The following is a 19,577-nucleotide window of genomic DNA, read 5'->3' as shown; positions in this document are numbered from 1 at the left end:
GTGTCGCGCCTTTGCGCCCAGTACTTGGAAGCTACCGCAGGGGTCTGACAATGGCGTGCCGAGTGGATGAACGTGCAGGTCAGAGGTTTTTCGCCCCCGCCGCCCCTACCCGTCCCATCCCTGGGGGCCGCGCCCCCGGACCCCCATCGGCCCTGAAGGGGCCTCGTCCTCGGACGCCGGACGGGCTGAAGTCAGCCCGTCCGGCGTCCGAGGTGACATCGCATCCCCTGACCGGCCGACCCCGGCCAGGGGAAGCACAACGTGCGGCTCAGGCCGTCGCGAGCCGCTGCTGGGCCCGAGCCGCACGTGTTCCGAGGACGGTGATCGACACCACGCCGAGCACCGCCAGCAGTCCGACCCCGACCGTTCCGGCCCAGCCGCCCGCGTGGAAGGCGAGCGCGCCGACCGTGCTGCCCGCGCTGGAGCCGATGTAGTAGGCGGACTGGTAGAGGGCCGAGGCCTGGGCGCGGCCGTGGGTGGCCGTCTTGCTGACCGCGGAGGACGCCACCGCGTGCCCCGCGAAGAAGCCGCCGGTGATCAGGACCAGACCCAGCAGGACCAGCGCCAGGGAGCCGGCCAGGGACAGCAGCAGGCCCGCCGCCGTCGTACCGCCCGCCGCGTACAGCGCGCCCCGGCGGCCCAGGCGGCCGACGAGCCGGCCCGCCGTCGACGCGGACACCGTGCCCACCAGGTAGACCAGGAAGATCGAGCCGATGATGCCCTGGGGGAGCGAGAAGGGCGCCTCGGTCAGCCGGTAGCCGATCACCGTGTACACGCCGCCGAAGACCGTCATGAACAGCGCCCCGATGGCGTAGAGGCGGCGCAGCAGCGGGTCGGCCAGGTGGCCACGGACCGTGCCGAGCAGCACACCCGGCCGCAGCGAGCCCGCCACGAAGTGCTTCGGCGCCGGGAGCAGCAGGCGGAACGCCACCGCGCAGGCCACCGCGATCGCGCCGATGACCCCTACGGCCACCCGCCAGCCCCACTCCTGCGCGACCCAGCCGGTGATGACGCGGCCGCTCATCCCGCCGACGCTGTTGCCGGCGACGAACAGGCCGATCGCCGTGACCAGTGCCTTCGGGCGGACCTCCTCGGCGAGATACGCCGTCGCGGAGGCGGGCAGCCCGGCCAGGGCCGCGCCCTGCACCGCCCGCAGCGCGACCAGCGCGGGCAGCGAGGGCGCGAAGGGGACCAGGATCCCGACCGTCACCGCGACCGCCAGCGAGGCCGTCATGACCGTACGGCGTCCGAAGCGCTCGGAGAGGGCGCTCATCGGCAGCACGAACAGCGCCAGTCCGCCGGTCGCCGCCGCCACCGTCCAGCTCGCCTCGCTCGCCGCGACCCCGAACTCGCCCGAGATCAGCGGGAGAAGGGCCTGGGTGGAGTACAGCAGCGCGAAGGTCGCGACACCGGCGAGGAAGAGGGCGAAGCTCATCCGGCGGTAGCCGGGGCCGCCCGGGGTCAGACGGGAGTCGACGACGGCAGAGGCGGGGGAGACGGCGACCACGCGGGTGGACGCCTCGGTACTGGCAGGCATGCCTCGAAGTTACGTACGACTTTGCTCATCCGTCCAATGCATGGATTCGTCATAATCGTTCCCATGGAGCATCAGCAGAGGTCACAGCCGCGCCTGTCACCGTCCAGTGACACAGAAGACATGGTGATGTCGTTGGCGCCGCGGCTCGCCCACTTCGCCGGCGTGGCCCGCACCGAGCACGTCACCCGCGCCGCCCAGGAGATGGACGTACCCCAGTCGACGCTCTCCCGGGCCATGGTCCGCCTCGAGCAGGACCTCGGCGTCGACCTCTTCGCCCGCATCGGCCGCACGGTCTCCCTCACCCCCGCCGGGCGCACCTTCCTCGCCTCGGTCGAACGGGCCCTCGCCGAGATCCGGCGGGCCGCCGACGAGGTCCGTGCCGACGCCGACCCGGCCACCGGCAAGGTCGCCTTCGGCTTCCTGCACACCATGGGCTCGGAGACGGTCCCCGGGCTCATCCGGGCCTTCCGCGCCGACCACCCCCGCGTCCGCTTCAGCCTGGTCCAGAACTACGGCGAGGCGATGATCGAGCGGCTGCGGGCCGGGGAACTGGACCTGTGTCTGACCTCCCCGGTCCCGGACGCCCCCGACCTCGTCGCCCGGCGCCTCGACGAACAGAAGCTGCGGCTCGTGGTGCCCGCCGACCACCCCCTCGCGGCCCGCAGGCGGGTGCGCCTCGCCGAGGCCGCCGAGGAGTCCTTCGTCACCCTGGAGCCCGGCTACGGCCTGCGCCGCATCACCGACGACCTCTGCCAGGAGGCCGGCTTCAAGCCGAGGATCGCCTTCGAGGGGGAGGAGGCGGAGACGCTGCGGGGCCTGGTGGCGGCGGGGCTGGGTGTCGCCCTGCTGCCGCCGCCCGCCTTTCCCCGCCCAGGAGTCGTGGAACTGACGGTCACGGCGCCACGAGCGGCCCGCGAGATCGGCGTCGCCTGGCTCGACGGCCACCCGGACACCCCGCCGGTGGCCGCGTTCAAGAAGTTCCTGCTGTCGAGAAGGGGGAACCTGCTGCCCTGACCTACCGCCGACGCCGGCGCCCGAACCCGGAAGCGAGCGGCATCCGCAGCCCCAGCGGCGGCGGCGCGGCCAGCGCGTCCTGCACCGGCCGGGACAGCACCCGCCCGAACAACGCCCCCATCACGAAGTCCTCGGTCAGCGCCTGCACTTCGGTCCGGTACTGATGCAGCCGGTGCCCGTCGGAGTGCACCTCGAACCGGCACACCTCCCGGTTCGCCTTCTTCGCCCGGGACGCGAGCCGGAACGACAACTCGGGGTCCGCCTGCTCGTCGTTGGTCCCGTGCACGATCAACACCCGCCGCCCCACGAGCTGTTTGACCGGTTCGGGGCTCGCCGCCACATCCTCCTCGGGCAGCCAAGGAGCAACCGCGACAACGGAGTTGACGGCCTCATGCCCACCCGCGCGCAGTGCCGCCCGGGCGCCCATGTCGACGCCGACCAGGGACACGGGGACGTCGCCGTAGCGTCGTACGACCTCGTCGGCGGCCCAGGTCGCGTCGTGCGCGAGATGCGCCTCGCTGCCGTTCCACCCGCGATAGCGGTAGTGCACCAGGTGTGCCGCGAGCCCGTCGGCGTGCCCCGCACGGGCGAGTCGTCGTCCCAACGCCCTTACGGCGGAGGGGAGTCGCATCGAGGCGGGTCTGCGCAGAGAGGTTTCGTCGCCGCCCGGGAGGAGCAGCACCACCCCGCTCACCGCCGCCGGCTCCGGGCCGAGTGTCCTGCCCAGTCGGGCGCTGCGAACCGGCGTCGCTTGCTGTGCCATGACAGAACAGTGTCAGAAGCGCGGGTGTACGACACGGGGCAGGGCGGTCACCGTTACGTATCGGCGGATTCGTACAGCGGGCGCTCTACGCGCGTAGGAGTTAGAGTGCCAGGATGACGAGCCAGACTGACCGGATGGGGAACGCCCCGAGCTCGGACCAGATCCGCCGGGCGCCCAAGGTTCTGCTGCACGATCACCTCGACGGCGGGCTGCGCCCCGGCACGATCGTCGACCTCGCCCGGGACGCCGGGTACACCCAGCTCCCCGAGACCGACGCGGACCGGCTGGGCGACTGGTTCCGCGAAGCCGCCGACTCCGGTTCGCTGGAGCGGTACTTGGAGACCTTCTCGCACACCGTCGGCGTCATGCAGACCCGTGAGGCGCTCACCCGCGTCGCCGCCGAGTGCGCCGAGGACCTCGCCGAGGACGGCGTCGTCTACGCCGAGGTGCGGTACGCCCCCGAGCAGCACCTGGAGAAGGGGCTGACCCTCGAAGAGGTCGTCGAGGCCGTCAACGAGGGCTTCCGGGAAGGCGAGCGCAGGGCCAGGGCGAACGGCCACCGCATCCGCGTCGGCGCCCTGCTCACCGCCATGCGGCACGCGGCCCGTGCCCTGGAGATCGCCGAACTCGCCAACCGCTACCGCGACCTGGGCGTCGTCGGGTTCGACATCGCGGGCGCGGAGGCCGGCTACCCGCCCACCCGGCACCTCGACGCCTTCGAGTACCTCAAGCGCGAGAACAACCACTTCACGATCCACGCCGGTGAGGCCTTCGGGCTGCCGTCCATCTGGCAGGCCCTCCAGTGGTGCGGGGCCGACCGCCTCGGGCACGGTGTGCGCATCATCGACGACATCCAGGTCCACGAGGACGGCACGGTCAAGCTCGGGCGGCTCGCCTCCTACGTCCGGGACAAGCGGATCCCGCTGGAGCTGTGTCCCAGCTCCAATCTCCAGACCGGGGCCGCGTCGTCGTACGCCGAGCACCCGATCGGGCTGCTGCGGCGGCTGCACTTCCGGGCCACCGTGAACACCGACAACCGGCTGATGTCCGGGACCAGCATGAGCCGGGAATTCGAGCATCTTGTCGACGCGTTCGGTTATTCGCTCGACGACATGCAGTGGTTCTCCGTCAATGCGATGAAATCAGCGTTCATTCCTTTCGATGAACGACTTGCGATGATCAATGACGTCATCAAGCCCGGATATGCCGAGCTGAAGTCCGAATGGCTGTTCCAGCAGACCGCCTCCACCAGCGGTTCTGTGGCCGAGGAGGACTGAGCGGGGAAAACCTCGTGTACGGAATGCGGGCGGGTGTTCACCATCCGTCCGCATTTCGATGTTTGCGGCGGGCAGGTTCCCGTGTTTACGGTCATGAACCGCTGACATTCCGCAAAACCATTTCGAGGACGCATTTCATGAAGCAGTCTGCTGCCAAGACCCTCGGTGTCGCCGCCCTCGGTGCCGCCTTCGCCGCCGCCGGCGCGGGTGCCGCGAACGCGGCTCCGGCGGTCCCGAACGCCCCCCAGGCGCTCGGTTCCGTCTCCCAGGGGCTCCCCACCGAGAACGTCGCCAAGGCGCTTCCGGGTGCCGGTGAGGCGCTGGCGCAGGCCCAGCCGGCGGTCGGCACCGGCCTCGCGGTCGCGCAGCCCGCCGTCCAAAGGGCCCTCTCCGACGGTCCGACCAGCCCCCTCGCCGGTCTCCTCGGCGGCCTGCCGATCGGCCAGCTCCTGCCCGGCAACGGCGACGGCAACGGCCTCAACGGCCTGCCGGTCGGCTGAGTCCCGCCGTTCCTCGCACGCGCCGATGGGGCGCGCCCCGTGGTCTCGGGGTGCGCCCCATCGGCGTACGCGCAGGGGTGTCACCAGGCGGTCTGCGCCTTCTCCTCCGAGGGGAACAGGATCCACAGCGCGATGTAGAGCAGGAACTGGGGGCCGGGCAGCAGACAGGACACCAGGAAGATCACGCGCATCGTGGTCGCGGAGGTGCCGAAGCGCCGTGCCAGCGCGGCACACACTCCGCCGATCATGCGGCCGTTGGTGGGGCGGGCGAGGCGGGACATTGCGGCTCCTTCGTGAGCGTTGGTTGTGGTCGGGTCCGGGTGACCCTTTCCAGCTGTCTTCAACGCTACGGAGACGAACGGCACGAAACGTCGCTCTACGGTGCGACCCCGACCCTGGGAATCGTCGGGGTCCTACCCTGAGCCGGCTCCTCCTGGCGGACGGTGGTACGCCGGTGGCGGTCGGTCATGCGGCGGAGCGAGCGGCGGACCGCCGGCACGACCACGAGGTGCGCGAGGGCGACGCCCGCGGTGTTCAGGAACAGCGAGTCGATGTCGAGGACCCGGCCGGGGACGCCGGTCTGGAGCAGCTCTATTCCCAGGGAGATCAGCGCGCCCGCGGCACAGGTGCGGACCAGGGAACCGACGGGGGACGCCCACAGGCGGCCGTGCACCATCGGGAGCAGGAAGCCGAGCGGGGCCAGGAGCGCGAGGCCCTCGCCGATCCGGCGGGCCGCCTCCCGCCCGCCGAGGGCGAGGTCGGCGCGGATGCCGGCGAACGGGTGCACGTTGGTGGGGACGACCCAGGGCACGTCCAGCGGACGCAGCGTGAGCCAGGCGACGAACGCGAGGTGTGCGACCAGGAGGGCACCTCCTGCCACACGGACGCGAAGGGCGGCATTGCCGCCGACGAAGCCTTGACGCTGCACGCCCCCGTAGACGCCCCGCTCGGCACGATCGGTTCCGGAACACCACGAGGTACCTGGGTGAGGTCTGCGCCACATGTGGTGGCCGGCCCCGCGTCAGCCGCCCGTCACCTCGGTCGACGGGGGCTGCCGACTGCCCGGCCGGGAACGGACCTCGTCCGTGCAGTCGTAGCGGCGCGGGGGCGTGGTCGTGGGGCCGCCCAGGATGACGGAGCCGTCGCCCTGGGCCGCGGCCGAGTCGGAGAAGGTGCACACGACCTGGGCGAGGGCGTAGGCGGAGAGCTCGGTGGGCGGGGTGCTCAGCCGGAGCGTGTCCTCGGGGTCCTTGGGGCGCGGCCCGCCGACGGTCGTGCCGCCGCGCACATACGTCTGGTACCCGGCGTCCCGCTCGGCCGCCGACGGGGTCTCGGCGAGCTGGTCGAGAAGTCCTTGCGCGACCAGGACCCGCCGCTCGGAGTCGGCGGTCCCGTCCGGGACGGTGAGGGTGCGGTCGACGGTCACCAGCGACGCCCCGCACAGCAGGAACACCTGGACGGCGAGTCCGCGCGAGGCAGGCTTCGCGGCGTTCGGCTCGGACAGCGAACACCGCACCCGTGAGGGCGCCGGCCCGAAGTCGGTGGGCACCTCGGTGGGCCGGATCCCGCAGCCTGCGACCAGCAGACCGAGCAGGGGGAGCGCAAGCAGCCGCCGCGTGTTCCGCCCGGCGCGCGGCGCGTCCGCTCCCTGGTTACGTTCCCGTGTGGGCTTCATGCCTCCCCCTTCTTCGCGCCGCTGCCGTCCTTCTTGGCCTCCATGAGCTGCTCCGCCAGCTCCGAGGCGTCCCGGGGAAGCCGCAGCGTGAAGACGGCACCTCCGTCGGGGGAGTTCGCCGCGGTGATCTCACCCCCGTGGATGTGGGCGTTCTCCAGGGCGATCGAGAGGCCGAGGCCGCTGCCCTCGGAGCGGGGGCGGGAGGCGCTGGCCTTGTAGAAGCGGTCGAAGACATGCGGGAGGACGTCCTCGGGGATGCCGGGGCCGTGGTCGCGCACCCCGATGACGACCTCGTCGGCCGCGGCACGCACCGAGACCCGCACCGGGGAGCCGCCGTGCTTCAGCGCGTTGCCGATCAGGTTGGCCAGGATCACGTCGAGGCGCCGCGGGTCGAGGCGGGCGTGGATGCCGCGCTCGGCGTCCAGGTCCACCGCGTCCAGCCACGCCCGCGCGTCGATGCACGCGGTGATCTGGTCGGCCAGGTCTACGTCGTCCAGCACCAGCCGGGCCGTGCCCGCGTCGAAGCGGGTGACCTCCATGAGGTTCTCGACGAGGTCGTTGAGGCGGCGCGTCTCGCTGACCACCAGCCGCACGGCCGGCTCGATCATCGGGTCCATCGAGCCGGACTCCGCCTCCAGCTCCTCCTCCAGGATCTCCGTCACGGCCGTGATCGCGGTGAGCGGCGTCCGCAGTTCATGGCTCATGTCCGCGACGAACCGCCGGGACGCGTTGTCGCGGGCCGACATGTCCTCGACCCGCTTCTCGAGCGCCTCGGCCGCGTAGTTGAACGTCCTTGACAGGTCGGCGAGTTCGTCGGTCCCCGACACCCTGAGCCGGGTGTCCAGCCTGCCCTCGCCGAGCCGCCGGGCGGCGACTCCCAGCCGGTGCACCGGCTTCAGTACGGTCGTCGCGGCGGCCTGCGCGAGCAGCGCGGAGCCGATCAGGGCGAGCCCGGTGGCGATCCCCAGCGACCAGGCGAGGGAGTTGAGGTCCTTGGCCTCCGGCTCCAGGGACTTGAGCATGTACCCGGTCGGGCCACCGCCGATCACCCGCGTACCGGCGACCAGATACGGGGTGTCGTGGTCGACGGTCCGCTGCCAGTACAGGTGGTAGGCGTACTTGTTGGCGGAGTCGACCTTCTGCTTCTCGTTCACCGCCTCGCGCAGCGAGACCGGCACGTCCTGGAGGGTGAAGCCGTCCAGGGCGCCCGAATTGCCGTACAGCGTCCGGCCGTTGGCGTCGGACGACACGAGCAGCACACCGAAGCGCTGGCTGCTGCCCGCCATCTGCCCGGCCGCCTGCTGGAGTTCGTCCTGGGTGGGGTCCTCCGGCAGGGCGCCCGCGCGGTTCTGCATCTCCTGCTGGAAGTCCCGCAGGACCGCGTCCTGGGCGCGGGTGAGCACCGCCTCGCGGTTGAGCCAGTAGGCGATTCCGGACGCGGACACGGCGGCGGTCAGCGCCACCAGGCCGAAGACGACGACGAGTCGCAGCCGCAGACTGGTGAAGCGCAGCCGTGACCCCACACCCTTGCGAGCCGCGAACCAGTCGCGGATCCCCCCTTGCGCTTCGGTCACTGAGGCGTGTCCAGCCGGTAACCCACGCCCCGCACGGTACGGATCAGCGTCGGGGACGAGGGCACGTCCTCGACCTTGGCGCGCAGCCGCTGCACACATGCGTCCACCAGGCGCGAGTCACCGAGGTAGTCGTGCTCCCACACGAGCCGCAGCAACTGCTGGCGGGACAGCGCCTGGCCGGGCCGCCGGCTCAGCTCCAGGAGCAGCCTGAGCTCGGTCGGGGTGAGCTGGAGGTCCTCGCCGTTCTTCGTCACGGTCATGGCCGCGCGGTCGATGACCAGGGAGCCGAAGCTCGCCGCGTCGGTCGACTCGCGTTCACCGCGCCGCAGCACGGCCCGGATCCGGGCGTCCAGGACCCGCCCCTGGATCGGCTTGACGACATAGTCGTCGGCGCCGGACTCCAGTCCGACCACCACGTCGATGTCGTCGTTGCGCGCGGTGAGCAGGATGATCGGCAGCTGGTCCGTGCGCCGGATGCGCCGGCACACCTCGAACCCGTCGATGCCGGGCAGCATCACGTCCAGCACGATCAGGTCCGGCCGCTGCTCACGCAGCAGTTTGAGGCCGTCCTCACCGGTGGCAGCGGTGGCAACCCGGTGACCCTGGCGCGTGAGGCTCAGCTCCAGGGCCGTACGGATGGCGTCGTCGTCCTCGATCAGCAACAGGGAAGGCACGGGCTCATTCTGGCCCATGGAGGGGGTGCGGTTCGACCTGTGGGCACACGGAGTCCGTACGGCACTCATCCGTGGGTCCGCTGTGCAATTCCTGAGACGGGCCCCTGTGACAGGTCTGTGACAGTCGGCGGACACGGCCATGAAGGTGCGAGGGCAAGCTTTTCGGCATCGGGCAGGGCAGCACCGCCCGAACGGACCGAACACCGGAAGTCCACGACGGGGGGCGCGAGATGAACACGCTGCACAGCATCAGCACCAGCGCAGTGGTCACGCGGCTGCACGACGTGAACGGGGGCCGGGGTTCTGAGAAGTCCGGTGCGGATGGGGGTCCCTCCCGCGCGAGCGTAGCCGAGCGTGGGGGAGGGCGGGGGTGCGCTCGCGGCACCGGGCGTCAGCACACCGGGTACATGTCGGTGGTTGACACCATCACGGGGGAATCGCACGGGGGATCGTCGTACAGGGAGGACACGGGGGAGCGTCACTCGCTGTCGGAGGCGGAGTTCACCGCCTACGTCCAGGAGCGCCGCGCCTCCCTGTACGCCACCGCCTACCACCTGACCGGTGACCGCTTCGAGGCCGAGGACCTGCTGCAGAGCGCGCTGTTCTCGACGTACAGGGCCTGGGACCGGATCAGCGACAAGGCCGCGGTGGGGGGCTACCTCCGCCGCACCATGACCAACCTGCACATCAGCGCGTGGCGCCGCCGCAAGCTGAACGAATACCCGACCGAGGAACTGCCGGAGACGCCCGGCGACACGGACGCGATGCGCGGCACCGAACTGCGCGCGGTCCTGTGGCAGGCGCTCGCCCGGCTCCCCGAACTCCAGCGCACGATGCTGGTCCTCCGGTACTACGAGGGCCGCACCGACCCGGAGATCGCGGAGATCCTCGACATCAGTGTCGGCACGGTGAAGTCCAGCATCTGGCGGTCCCTGCGCCGCCTGCGTGAGGACGAGGTCCTCAGCTTCGGCCGTGACGAGGAGAACGCCTTCGGGGAGCTCGTCGCCTGAAGGTGGGGGGAAAGCAAGGAAACGGGGGACCAGGGGTACCGGCTGGGGGGCCGGTACCCGTGGGGGGATCAACGGGGATCACGGGGGAAGCACCGAGAAGCGGGACCGGAGGGCCGGGGGGTCCGTCCGGTCCCGCTTTGGTGTGTGCTCAGCGGATCTCCACGAGCCTCGCCCCGGCGCGCGTGTCACCGACGGCGACGGCGTCGGCGGGAGCCCGTCCCTCTACGGCGTACGCGGTGGTCGTGTCCTCTAGGACGCTGCCCCCGGAGTCGCCCGGCGTGTCGTCGCACGCGGCGATCGTGGCGGTGCCCAGCTTCTCGCCCGCGGTGAAGTCGGCCTTGTCGCTGGGCAGATAGCGCCGGTCCTCGAAGGTCACCAACCCCGCACAGGAGGACGCGGCCTCGCCGTCCGCCGTGTCCGCCGTGCAGCCGACGGCCGCCACCAGCATCGCCACCGCCATGACCAGGCGCACATTCGTCATCGGCTTCCTTTCCCGCGGGGACCTGTTTCCGGTCCTACGACGGAGAAGGCGCCGAAGTCGTTCGGCCGGGCGTCGCTCGGCCGGCCCGCTCAGGCCGCCGGAGTCGCCGCCGGTCGGCGACCCGCCGCCGCGGCGGCGAGACGGCCGAGCGCCTCGTCCTTGTCGCAGCGGTGGGCGCCCAGCGCGGTCTGGCGGGCGATGATCGAGCGCTCCAGGCGCATCAGCCGCCAGCCGCGGCGCAGCAGGAACGGCACGGACTTGCGGCCCTCGCGCAGATCCCGCAGGAACCTGCGCCGGAACGTGCGCACCGGACCCCGGCTCAGGCACAGCGCGTCGGCCAAGACCCCGAGTTCCCGGCAGCGGGTGACGATCTCGGCGGCGAAGATGCCCTCCGCGATGAACAGCGGGGTCCGGCCCATCTCGACCGCCTCCTCGCCGGTGCGGGCGCTCAACGAGATGTCGTAGACCGGGATCTTCGTACGGCCCGTGCGGCACAGGTCGACGATCGCCGCCACCGCGGTGTCCGCGTCCCACGAAAGAGGGTGGTCCCAGTCGATGTCGGAGCTCCCCGCCACCAGCGGCAGTGTCGGGTCGTCGCCTTCCTTGTAGAAGTCGTCGAGCCTCAGAACCGGAAGACCGGACCGGGCCGAGAGAAGGGACTTGCCGGAGCCGGAGGGGCCGCAGAGCAGCACGACTCGCATCGGTATGGGCGGTTGGGGACTCACGGGACACCAGTGTGAGGCATTCACCCGCTGTTCATCGACCCCGCGGGTTGGCTTTGAAGCGTGCGTCACACCTCAACTACCCTTCGTGTCGACACGCTTACCCAGTGCACGGAAAAGGTGGCAGAAATGATGGCCCGACACGCGAACCCGACCGCCCAGCGCACGCTCACCGCTCTCGCCGCCGCGGGTGTCGCTCTCGGCGCAGGCGCCGGGGCGGCCGCCGCGGACACCGAGTCGGTCGTCGACGCGCTGCACACCCGGCCGACCTCGCTGGGTGACGTCGATCCCCAGGCCGGGCTTCGGTCCCTCACCGGTACGGTCGGCCATGTCACCGGGCCGGTCGCCGGTCTCAAGCCGAACCCGCTGGCGGGGACGGGGGTCGACCCGCTCGACAACGGGGTCGGGACGCAGGTCGCCGACTTCAAGCCGCTGACTTCGCAGGCGTTGACCCGGCCGGTCGCACAGGCGCAGTCGATCGGGAGCATGCCGGTGGTGGGGCAGGTGGCGGGGTTGCCGAACGGCTGACGGTTGGTGAGGCGGAGAGCCGCGCCCCCGGGAAGGACGAGGGACGCGGCTCTCGGTTGGATCAGGGGGTGCGGCCGAGGTGGGCGACCATGATGTGGATCACCTCATCATCGATTACGTACAGGACCCTGTAGTCGCCGACGTGGAGGCGGCGGATGTCCGGAGATCCGTAAGGGACGGAATCCGCCGGGCGTGGCTGGGTGGCGAGCGCGTCGACGGCCTCGTAGACGGCGGCCAGGCCTGTGGGGTCTTCCTTGAGGAAGCGCACGGCGGCATTCGTAGCGGGCGGCTCCCAGATGATGGAGTACGTCACTCAGCGCAGCCCCAGCATTCGGCCGACCTCTTCGTGAGGGATGCCCGGCCCGAGTGTGCCCTCTGCCTTGCGGCGCCGATAGTCGGCGACCGCCAGGGCGTCTTCGAGGTCCTCTATCACCTGTGGCGACACGAGAAGCGCGGCCACGTGTCCGTGGTCGGTGAGGGCGATGGTCTCGCGGCCGTGGGCGGCGCGACGGACCAGGTCGCCGAGTTGGGAACGGGCTGCGCTGATAGCGATCTCAACCATGGGGCACATGGTGACATAAGTTGAATCTAGTGTGCAGTTGATTCACCCTGGAGGGTGATGGGTCGCGCCTCTCCCGGACGGGGGAGGCGCGACTGGCCGGGAGCGGGCTCTGGCGTCAGTACGCGGAGCCGGACGCTCCCAGCGAACCCGTCGGGTGCCAGACCGTCTTCGTCTCCAGGAAGGCCGTCAGGCGGTCGATGCCCGGAGTCGCCGTCCAGTCGTCCACAGGCTGTGGACGCAGGACGCGCTTCAGGTTGTCCGCCGCCGCGATCTCCAGCTCCTTGGCCAGGATCTCGTCCGCGCCCGCCAGGTCGATCGCGTTGACGTCCTGGTGGGAGGCGAGGGGAGTCGCGATCTCCGCCGTGCGGCCCGAGAGGACGTTGACCACGCCTCCGGGGACGTCCGAGGTGGCCAGGACCTCACCCAGGGAGAGGGCGGGCAGGGGGGACCTCTCGGAGGCCACCACGATCGCCGTGTTGCCCGTCGCGATCACCGGAGCCAGTACCGAGACCAGGCCCAGGAACGACGACTCCTGCGGGGCCAGGACGGCCACCACGCCCGTCGGTTCGGGGGAGGACAGGTTAAAGTACGGGCCCGCCACCGGGTTGCCGCCGCCGACCACCTGGGCGATCTTGTCGGTCCAGCCCGCGTACCAGACCCAGCGGTCGATCGTCGCCGCGACCTGCTCCGCCGCCCTGGACTTCGACAGGCCCTCGGCGTCGGCCACCTCGTGGACGAACTGCGCCCTGCGGCCCTCCAGCATCTCCGCGACGCGGTAGAGGACCTGGCCGCGGTTGTACGCCGTCGCGCCGGACCAGCCGCCGAACGCCTTGCGCGCGGCCACGACCGCGTCACGGGCGTCCTTACGGCTCGACTGCGGCGCGTTCGCCAGCCACTTGCCCTTTGCGTCGGTCACCTCGTACACCCGGCCGCTCTCGGAACGCGGGAACTTCCCGCCGACGTACAGCTTGTAGGTCTTCAGCACGGAAAGTCGGTCAGACATCGAGGTACGCCTCCAGGCCGTGGCGGCCGCCCTCGCGGCCGAAGCCCGACTCCTTGTACCCGCCGAACGGCGAGGTCGGGTCGAACTTGTTGAACGTGTTGGACCAGACGACACCCGCGCGCAGCTTGTTCGCCACGGCGAGGATCCTCGAACCCTTCTCGGTCCAGATGCCCGCCGAGAGGCCGTACTGGGTGTTGTTGGCCTTGGCGACGGCCTCGTCCGGGGTGCGGAAGGTGAGGACCGACAGGACCGGGCCGAAGATCTCGTCGCGGGCGATGGTGTGCGCCTGGGTGACGTTCGTGAAGAGCGTCGGGGCGAACCAGTAGCCGGAGGACGGGAGTTCACACTCCGGGGACCAGGGCTCGGCGCCCTCGGCCGCGCCCTTCTCGACGAGCGAGGTGATCCGCGAGAGCTGTTCGGCGGAGTTGATCGCGCCGATGTCGGTGTTCTTGTCCAGCGGGTCGCCGAGGCGCAGGGTGGACAGGCGGCGCTTGAGCGAGTCCAGCAGCTCGTCCTGGATCGACTCCTGGACGAGGAGGCGGGAGCCCGCGCAGCAGACCTGGCCCTGGTTGAAGAAGATGCCGTTGACGATCCCCTCCACCGCCTGGTCGATCGGGGCGTCGTCGAAGACGATGTTGGCGCCCTTGCCGCCCAGTTCGAGGGTGAGCTTCTTGCGGGTGCCGGCGACCGTGCGCGCGATCTCCTTGCCGACGGCCGTGGAGCCGGTGAAGGCCACCTTGTTCACGTCCGGGTGCGCGACGAGCGCGGCTCCCGTGTCGCCGTAGCCCGGAAGGATGTTGACGACACCCCGGGGCAGGCCCGCCTGGCGGCAGACGTCCGCGAAGAAGAGGGCGGAGAGGGGGGTCGTCTCGGCGGGCTTGAGGACAACGGTGTTGCCGGTCGCGAGGGCCGGGGCGATCTTCCAGGCCAGCATCAGGAGCGGGAAGTTCCAGGGGATGACCTGGCCGGCCACGCCGAGGGGTTTCGGGTGCGGTCCGTAGCCCGCGTGCTCCAGCTTGTCGGCCCAGCCCGCGTAGTAGAAGAAGTGCGCCGCGACCAGGGGCAGGTCGGCGTCGCGCGTCTCCTTGATCGGCTTGCCGTTGTCCAGGGTCTCCAGGACGGCGAGCTCGCGGCTGCGTTCCTGGATGATCCGGGCGATGCGGAACAGGTACTTGGCGCGCTCGGAGCCGGGCAGCGCCGACCACTTCTCGAAGGCCCTGCGGGCGGCCTTCACCGCGCGGTCGACGTCCTCGGAACCGGCCTGGGCGACCTCGGAGAGGACCTCCTCGGTGGACGGCGAGACGGTCTTGAAGACCTTGCCGTCGGCCGAGTCCACGAACTCGCCGTCGATGAACAGCCCGTAGGAGGGCGCGATGTCGACGACCGAGCGGGACTCGGGTGCGGGTGCGTACTCGAATGCGGATGCAGGTGCCATGGTGATCAGTCCACCGTCACGTAGTCGGGGCCGGAGTAGCGGCCGGTGGCCAGCTTCTGACGCTGCATCAGCAGATCGTTCAGGAGCGAGGAGGCGCCGAAGCGGAACCAGTGGTTGTCCAGCCAGTCCTCGCCCACGGTCTCGTTGACCAGGACGAGAAACTTGATCGCGTCCTTGGACGTACGGATGCCGCCGGCCGGCTTCACGCCCACCTGGACGCCGGTCTGGGCGCGGAAGTCACGCACCGCCTCCAGCATGAGGAGGGTGTTCGCGGGAGTGGCGTTGACCGCGACCTTGCCGGTGGACGTCTTGATGAAGTCCGCGCCCGCCAGCATGCCGAGCCAGCTCGCGCGGCGGATGTTGTCGTACGTCGACAGCTCGCCGGTCTCGAAGATGACCTTGAGCCGGGCGGCCGTACCGCAGACCTCGCGCACGGCGACGATCTCGTCGTACACCTTCAGGTACCGGCCCGCGAGGAACGCCCCGCGGTCGATGACCATGTCGACCTCGTCGGCACCGGCGGCGACGGCGTCGCGCACGTCGGCCAGCTTCACGTCGAGGGCGGCGCGGCCGGCCGGGAACGCGGTGGCCACCGAGGCGACCTTCACGCCGGAACCGGCGACGGCCTCCTTGGCGACGGCCACCATGTCCGGATAGACGCAGACCGCGGCCGCGGCGGGGGTTGTCCGGTCGGTCGGGTCGGGGCGGACCGCCTTGGCGCCGAGCGCCCGGACCTTGCCCGGGGTGTCCGCGCCTTCCAGCGTCGTCAGGTCGACCATCGAGATGGCGAGGTCGATGGCGTACGCCTTCGCGGTCGTCTTGATGGAACGCGTACCGAGAGAGGCGGCACGCGCCTCCAGGCCGACCGCGTCCACGCCGGGCAGCCCGTGAAGGAACCGGCGCAGCGTGCTGTCGGACGCGGTCACGTCCCTGAGCGGGTGTGCGGCTGATGCAGTGGTGGGCATGGTCACCAGACGAGCATATCTACGCGCGTAGCGGCTGTACACCCCGGACAGCGGGTTCTGAGGGCACCCGCACACGGGCACCGAGCCGGACGGCGCTTAGGATCGGCCCCATGACGACCGCACCCCCCGAGTCCAGGGACCGCATCTACCGCTCACCCATGGCACTGATCGGCGGCTTCCTCCTCCTCGTCATCATCGGCTGGCTCGGCATCGACGCCGTCGTCTCCGGCACCGGCCGCACGCCGTGGCTCGCGCTCGCCGCCCTGATCCTCGCCGTACCGCTGGTGATCGCGTTCACCCTGCGCCCGGCCGTCTTCGCGAACGACCACCGGCTGCGCATCCGCAACCCCTTCCGCGTGATCGTCGTGCCGTGGGGCGAGGTCGAGATGTTCCGCTCCAGCTACTCGAACGAGCTGTTCGTCAAGTCCGGGGGCAAGTACCAGCTGTGGGCGATCCCGGTCTCCCTGCGCGGCCGCAAGAAGGCGGCGCGGCAGACGGCCCGGCAGGCGGCCCGGCCGTCCGACGCGCGCGGTTCCGGCAGGGGCCTCGGCCTGTTCGGCGGTGGAATGCAGGCGGACGGCTTCGGGGGCCGTGCGCCCGTCCCGGAGGGGCCCACCCGGGCGGAGACCGACAAGATCATGGACGAGCTGCGCGAGCTGCTGGAGGCCCGGGGGAAGGCGAAGACCTCCCAGGGCGAGGTCTCCGTGCGGTGGGCGTACGAGATCGTGGGGCCCGCGGTGGCCGGGGCGGTGCTGCTGACGATCCTCGCGGTGGTGGGGTGACCCGTCTCGGAGTGCCACGCGGGTGTGGCGGGGCGTCTGCTGCGCCGTGAGGCTGTACGCGCGGTCCCCGCACCCCTGAGGGGTACTGGTGCCGTGTAGGCGCCTCAGTAGGCCGAACCCAGCGCCGACGGGGGATCGGGGGCGGGCCCGGGGGAAGTGGCCGTGGTCGGCGATGCCGAGGTAGTAGTCCGCGTCCCACGGGGTCGCCGGGGTGGGCCGGATTCCCCCAAAAATGTTGATTCCGGCTCCACAGGTGACGTGTCCGTTGGATTCCCGCCTCGGCAGGGCCACTTGGCCGGCGGATCCCGGGCCCGGTTCTGGTGAGTCACAAGGGCTTTGTAAGATCCACTCCGACCACGCAAGCCCAATATGGGGGAACACTCATGACCAAGCGCTTTTCCGTTCTGGCCGTTTCCGCGGCCATCGTCGGAGGCTTTTTCATCACGTCGGTACCCGCTCACGCCGCCATGTCGGCCGACCGGGGCGAGGTGTCGGTCAAGGCGTCCGTCACCTGCAACACGAGCCAGCTGCGCCAGCAGATCGCCAACCTCAAGGCCAAGGCCGCGAAGCTGAAGCAGCTGGGGGAGACCGCGGCGGCCAGGAAGGCGCTCAACGACGCGGCCGCCCTGCAGAAGAAGCTCGACGCGTGCATCAAGGCTGACGACGACGCGAGCAAGCCGTTCCCCGGATAGTTTTCCGGTTTCGACGTGTGGCGCTGCCCGTCCCGTTGCAGGGACGGGTGGCGCCACACGCTTGTCCGGTCCGCTGACGCCACTCCGCGTGTTCCGTCACCTCGGGAGCCGCGTTTCGTCGGGTCCCCGGTGACCGGCCCGGGTGCGAGGCCGTGGCCGGCCCGGCTCAGCTGTGGGTCAGCGCCGATGCCCTGACGTCGGCCGTTGGCGGCGGGTGCGGGTGCGGGTGCGGGTGCGGGTGCGGGTGCAGGGCGGTCGCTGACCGGTTCGGATGTCGGGTCGCCGCCGACAGGTTCAGCTGCCGCTCGGTGCCGACGCTCAGCTCCTCGCCGCCGGCGGGTGCAGGTGCAGGGCGGTCGGTGCAGATCCCGGTTGCCGCCGACAGGCTCAGCTGCCGGTCGGCGTCGGCGGGTTCAGTCGGCCGCCGGTCAGCGCCGGTGTTCCGCTGCCGGTCGCCGTCGGTGGGTTCCGTTGCAAGGGGGCGCTGACCGGTTCAGCTGATGGCCGTTGGCGGCGGAGTCAGATGCCCGCCGCCGTCGACAGGTCCCGCTTGATGGTGGTCAGGAGGTCGGTCGCCCTGGTGCGGGCCGCCGGGAGGTCGGCGTGGGTGGCGACCGGGACGACCACTTCCAGGTAGCACTTCAGCTTGGGCTCGGTGCCGCTCGGGCGGACGATGACGCGGGCGCCGTCCAGCGTGTAGCGCAGGCCGTCGGTGGGCGGCAGCCTGTCCGTGCCCTGCGTGAGGTCCTCGGCCCGGGTGATGGCCAGGCCCGCGAGCTCGGTCGGCGGGTGTTCGCGGAGCTGCTTCATCGCCCGGGCGATGACCGACAGGTCCTCCACGCGCACGGAGAGCTGGTCCGTGGCGTGCAGGCCGTGGGTCACGGCGAGGTCGTCGAGGAGGTCGGGAAGCGTACGGTTCCGTTCCTTCAGCTCGGAGGCGAGCTCCGTGATGAGCAGGGCCGCGGTGATGCCGTCCTTGTCCCGTACGCCCTCGGGGTCCACGCAGTAGCCGAGGGCCTCCTCGTAGCCGTAGCGCAGGCCCTCCACGCGGGCGATCCACTTGAAGCCGGTGAGGGTCTCCTCGTAGGGGAGGCCCGCCTTCTCGGCGATCCTGCCGAGGAGGGAGGAGGAGACGATCGACTCGGCGAAGGTGCCCTGTGCTCCGCGGGCCACCAGGTGGGCGGCGAGGAGCGCGCCCACCTCGTCGCCACGCAGCATGCGCCAGGCGCCGTCCTCCTTGACCGCCACCGCGCAGCGGTCCGCGTCGGGGTCGTTCGCGATGATCAGGTCCGGGTCCGTCTCCCTCGCCTTCGCGAAGGCGAGGTCCATCGCGCCGGGCTCTTCCGGGTTGGGGAAGGCGACGGTCGGGAAGTCGGGGTCGGGCTCGGCCTGTTCGGCGACGAGTTCCGGGGCGGGGAAGCCGGCGCGGGCGAAGGCGGCGAGGAGGGTGTCCTTGCCGACGCCGTGCATCGCCGTGTAGACGGTGCGGGCGGTGCGGGGGGAGCCGGCGGCGAGTACGGCGTCCGTGCGGGCGAGGTAGGCGTCGAGGACGCTGTCGTCGAGGGTCTCCCAGCCGGTGTCGGGGCGCGGGACGTCGTTCAGGGAGGCGATCGCGGCGATCTCCGCGGCGATGTCCGCGTCGGCCGGCGGGACGATCTGGGAGCCGTCGCCGAGGTAGACCTTGTAGCCGTTGTCGCGGGGCGGGTTGTGGCTGGCGGTGACCTCCACGCCGGCCACCGCGCCGAGGTGCCTTATCGCGTAGGCGAGGACGGGGGTGGGGAGGGGACGGGGGAGGACCGCCGCCCTGAGGCCCGCGCCGGTCATCACGGCCGCGGTGTCCCGCGCGAAGTCGGCGGACTTGTGGCGGGCGTCGTAGCCGATGACCACGAGGCCGTCGGTGCTGCCCTGCTTCTTGAGGTACGCGGCGAGACCGGCGGCGGCCCGGATGACGACCGCGCGGTTCATGCGCATCGGTCCCGCGCCGAGTTCGCCGCGGAGACCGGCGGTGCCGAACTGGAGGGTGCCGCTGAAGCGGGCGGCGAGTTCGGTGACGTCTCCGGCCTCGATGAGCCCCGCGAGCTCGTCGCGGGTGTCCGGGTCGGGGTCCTCGGCGAGCCAGGTCCTGGCCCGGGCGATGAGATCGTCGTGCACGGTTGCCTCCGGCGGTTGGGCGGTTCTTGTGCGGCTTGGTGGGGGCGGGCGTTTTGCGCAGTTCCCCGCGCCCCTGGGTGCCTGCGGCGGCCTGGTTCGGCTTCGGTGGGGGCTTGTGTAGCGCATGCGGGTGCGTTGTGGGTCGGGGCCGGGGTGGGGGGTGTCCGTCCTCGGTCCGGCGGCTCGGCTGCTTCAGAGGGGCTCGGTGACGGACGCCGGCCGCTGCGGGCGG

22 protein-coding genes are annotated in these 19,577 nt (G+C 71.1%); 7 read left to right on the top strand and 15 right to left on the bottom strand.

Going from position 1 to position 19,577, the window contains the following annotated elements; translation table 11 throughout:
- Nucleotides 1-268: 268 nt before the first annotated feature.
- Nucleotides 269-1,537, bottom strand: a complete 1,269-nt coding sequence (locus ABZT02_RS05950) for an MFS transporter (protein WP_356014670.1) — start codon at nucleotides 1,535-1,537, stop codon at nucleotides 269-271.
- Nucleotides 1,538-1,600: 63 nt separating this feature from the next.
- On the opposite strand from ABZT02_RS05950, the gene ABZT02_RS05945 reads away from it, so the two are divergent.
- On the top strand, nucleotides 1,601-2,551 hold the full coding sequence (locus ABZT02_RS05945; protein ID WP_356014668.1) for a LysR family transcriptional regulator: 951 nt from the start codon (nucleotides 1,601-1,603) through the stop codon (nucleotides 2,549-2,551).
- A 1-nt stretch (nucleotide 2,552) separates the two neighbouring features.
- On the opposite strand, the gene ABZT02_RS05940 is transcribed toward ABZT02_RS05945, so the two are convergent.
- Nucleotides 2,553-3,314 carry an alpha/beta hydrolase gene (locus ABZT02_RS05940; RefSeq protein WP_356014666.1) on the bottom strand — a complete coding sequence of 254 codons (762 nt, stop codon included), beginning with the start codon at nucleotides 3,312-3,314 and terminating at the stop codon, nucleotides 2,553-2,555.
- 113 nt (nucleotides 3,315-3,427) lie between these two features.
- Between ABZT02_RS05940 and ABZT02_RS05935 the strand changes: the two genes are divergently transcribed.
- Both ABZT02_RS05935 and ABZT02_RS05930 read left to right on the top strand, forming a co-directional pair.
- Nucleotides 3,428-4,591, top strand: coding sequence for an adenosine deaminase (locus tag ABZT02_RS05935; protein ID WP_356014664.1), 1,164 nt, complete (start codon nucleotides 3,428-3,430; stop codon nucleotides 4,589-4,591).
- Between the two features lie 137 nt (nucleotides 4,592-4,728).
- The gene (locus tag ABZT02_RS05930; RefSeq protein ID WP_356014662.1) at nucleotides 4,729-5,091 is read left to right on the top strand and encodes an ATP-binding protein; all 363 of its coding nucleotides are present in this window, start codon (nucleotides 4,729-4,731) and stop codon (nucleotides 5,089-5,091) included.
- 80 nt (nucleotides 5,092-5,171) lie between these two features.
- Here the strand turns inward: ABZT02_RS05930 and ABZT02_RS05925 are convergent, their stop codons facing one another.
- The 5 genes from ABZT02_RS05925 to afsQ1 form a co-directional block, all read right to left on the bottom strand.
- Complete coding sequence (locus ABZT02_RS05925; RefSeq protein ID WP_020141249.1) at nucleotides 5,172-5,372, bottom strand: PspC domain-containing protein; 201 nt, start codon at nucleotides 5,370-5,372, stop codon at nucleotides 5,172-5,174.
- Nucleotides 5,373-5,467: 95 nt separating this feature from the next.
- Nucleotides 5,468-6,019, bottom strand: coding sequence for a VanZ family protein (locus ABZT02_RS05920; RefSeq protein ID WP_356014659.1), 552 nt, complete (start codon nucleotides 6,017-6,019; stop codon nucleotides 5,468-5,470).
- A gap of 93 nt (nucleotides 6,020-6,112) precedes the next feature.
- Complete coding sequence (locus tag ABZT02_RS05915; RefSeq protein ID WP_356014657.1) at nucleotides 6,113-6,766, bottom strand: hypothetical protein; 654 nt, start codon at nucleotides 6,764-6,766, stop codon at nucleotides 6,113-6,115.
- On the bottom strand, nucleotides 6,763-8,340 hold the full coding sequence (locus ABZT02_RS05910) for a HAMP domain-containing sensor histidine kinase (RefSeq protein WP_356014655.1): 1,578 nt from the start codon (nucleotides 8,338-8,340) through the stop codon (nucleotides 6,763-6,765). The genes ABZT02_RS05915 and ABZT02_RS05910 overlap by 4 nt, the downstream gene beginning before the upstream one ends.
- The gene (afsQ1, locus tag ABZT02_RS05905) at nucleotides 8,337-9,014 is read right to left on the bottom strand and encodes a two-component system response regulator AfsQ1 (RefSeq protein ID WP_020118753.1); all 678 of its coding nucleotides are present in this window, start codon (nucleotides 9,012-9,014) and stop codon (nucleotides 8,337-8,339) included. The genes ABZT02_RS05910 and afsQ1 overlap by 4 nt, the downstream gene beginning before the upstream one ends.
- 230 nt (nucleotides 9,015-9,244) lie before the next feature.
- Between afsQ1 and ABZT02_RS05900 the strand changes: the two genes are divergently transcribed.
- Nucleotides 9,245-10,024, top strand: a complete 780-nt coding sequence (locus ABZT02_RS05900) for a SigE family RNA polymerase sigma factor (RefSeq protein ID WP_356014652.1) — start codon at nucleotides 9,245-9,247, stop codon at nucleotides 10,022-10,024.
- A gap of 148 nt (nucleotides 10,025-10,172) precedes the next feature.
- On the opposite strand, the gene ABZT02_RS05895 is transcribed toward ABZT02_RS05900, so the two are convergent.
- Both ABZT02_RS05895 and ABZT02_RS05890 read right to left on the bottom strand, forming a co-directional pair.
- Nucleotides 10,173-10,505: a DUF6281 family protein gene (locus ABZT02_RS05895; RefSeq protein ID WP_356014650.1), complete on the bottom strand. Its 333-nt coding sequence runs from the start codon at nucleotides 10,503-10,505 to the stop codon at nucleotides 10,173-10,175.
- Between the two features lie 89 nt (nucleotides 10,506-10,594).
- On the bottom strand, nucleotides 10,595-11,299 hold the full coding sequence (locus ABZT02_RS05890) for a uridine kinase (protein WP_356014648.1): 705 nt from the start codon (nucleotides 11,297-11,299) through the stop codon (nucleotides 10,595-10,597).
- A 60-nt stretch (nucleotides 11,300-11,359) separates the two neighbouring features.
- On the opposite strand from ABZT02_RS05890, the gene ABZT02_RS05885 reads away from it, so the two are divergent.
- On the top strand, nucleotides 11,360-11,755 hold the full coding sequence (locus tag ABZT02_RS05885; RefSeq protein WP_356015517.1) for a hypothetical protein: 396 nt from the start codon (nucleotides 11,360-11,362) through the stop codon (nucleotides 11,753-11,755).
- Between the two features lie 61 nt (nucleotides 11,756-11,816).
- Here ABZT02_RS05885 and ABZT02_RS05880 read toward each other — a convergent pair whose 3' ends face one another.
- The 5 genes from ABZT02_RS05880 to deoC form a co-directional block, all read right to left on the bottom strand.
- Nucleotides 11,817-12,068 (bottom strand): type II toxin-antitoxin system RelE/ParE family toxin, encoded by a 252-nt coding sequence (locus ABZT02_RS05880; protein ID WP_356014646.1) that lies wholly within the window; start codon nucleotides 12,066-12,068, stop codon nucleotides 11,817-11,819.
- Nucleotides 12,069-12,317, bottom strand: coding sequence for a type II toxin-antitoxin system Phd/YefM family antitoxin (locus ABZT02_RS05875; RefSeq protein WP_356014644.1), 249 nt, complete (start codon nucleotides 12,315-12,317; stop codon nucleotides 12,069-12,071).
- A gap of 115 nt (nucleotides 12,318-12,432) precedes the next feature.
- Complete coding sequence (locus tag ABZT02_RS05870) at nucleotides 12,433-13,320, bottom strand: aldehyde dehydrogenase family protein (protein ID WP_356014642.1); 888 nt, start codon at nucleotides 13,318-13,320, stop codon at nucleotides 12,433-12,435.
- Nucleotides 13,313-14,755 carry an aldehyde dehydrogenase family protein gene (locus tag ABZT02_RS05865; protein WP_356014640.1) on the bottom strand — a complete coding sequence of 481 codons (1,443 nt, stop codon included), beginning with the start codon at nucleotides 14,753-14,755 and terminating at the stop codon, nucleotides 13,313-13,315. The genes ABZT02_RS05870 and ABZT02_RS05865 overlap by 8 nt, the downstream gene beginning before the upstream one ends.
- Nucleotides 14,756-14,760: 5 nt before the next feature.
- Entirely contained in the window at nucleotides 14,761-15,720 is a 960-nt protein-coding gene (gene deoC / locus ABZT02_RS05860; RefSeq protein WP_356014638.1) for a deoxyribose-phosphate aldolase, read from the bottom strand.
- A 110-nt stretch (nucleotides 15,721-15,830) separates the two neighbouring features.
- On the opposite strand from deoC, the gene ABZT02_RS05855 reads away from it, so the two are divergent.
- Together ABZT02_RS05855 and ABZT02_RS05850 are read left to right on the top strand one after the other, a co-directional pair.
- Nucleotides 15,831-16,502, top strand: coding sequence for a PH domain-containing protein (locus ABZT02_RS05855; RefSeq protein ID WP_356014635.1), 672 nt, complete (start codon nucleotides 15,831-15,833; stop codon nucleotides 16,500-16,502).
- A gap of 383 nt (nucleotides 16,503-16,885) precedes the next feature.
- Complete coding sequence (locus ABZT02_RS05850) at nucleotides 16,886-17,194, top strand: hypothetical protein (RefSeq protein WP_356014633.1); 309 nt, start codon at nucleotides 16,886-16,888, stop codon at nucleotides 17,192-17,194.
- 519 nt (nucleotides 17,195-17,713) lie between these two features.
- On the opposite strand, the gene ABZT02_RS05845 is transcribed toward ABZT02_RS05850, so the two are convergent.
- Nucleotides 17,714-19,345 (bottom strand): phospho-sugar mutase, encoded by a 1,632-nt coding sequence (locus ABZT02_RS05845; RefSeq protein WP_356014631.1) that lies wholly within the window; start codon nucleotides 19,343-19,345, stop codon nucleotides 17,714-17,716.
- Nucleotides 19,346-19,577: the final 232 nt, after the last annotated feature.

The organism is Streptomyces sp. NPDC005402, from assembly GCF_040606575.1.
Lineage (GTDB): Bacteria > Actinomycetota > Actinomycetes > Streptomycetales > Streptomycetaceae > Streptomyces.
Note: the sequence above shows the minus strand (reverse complement) of the source record. Positions and strands in the feature narration are given on the sequence as shown.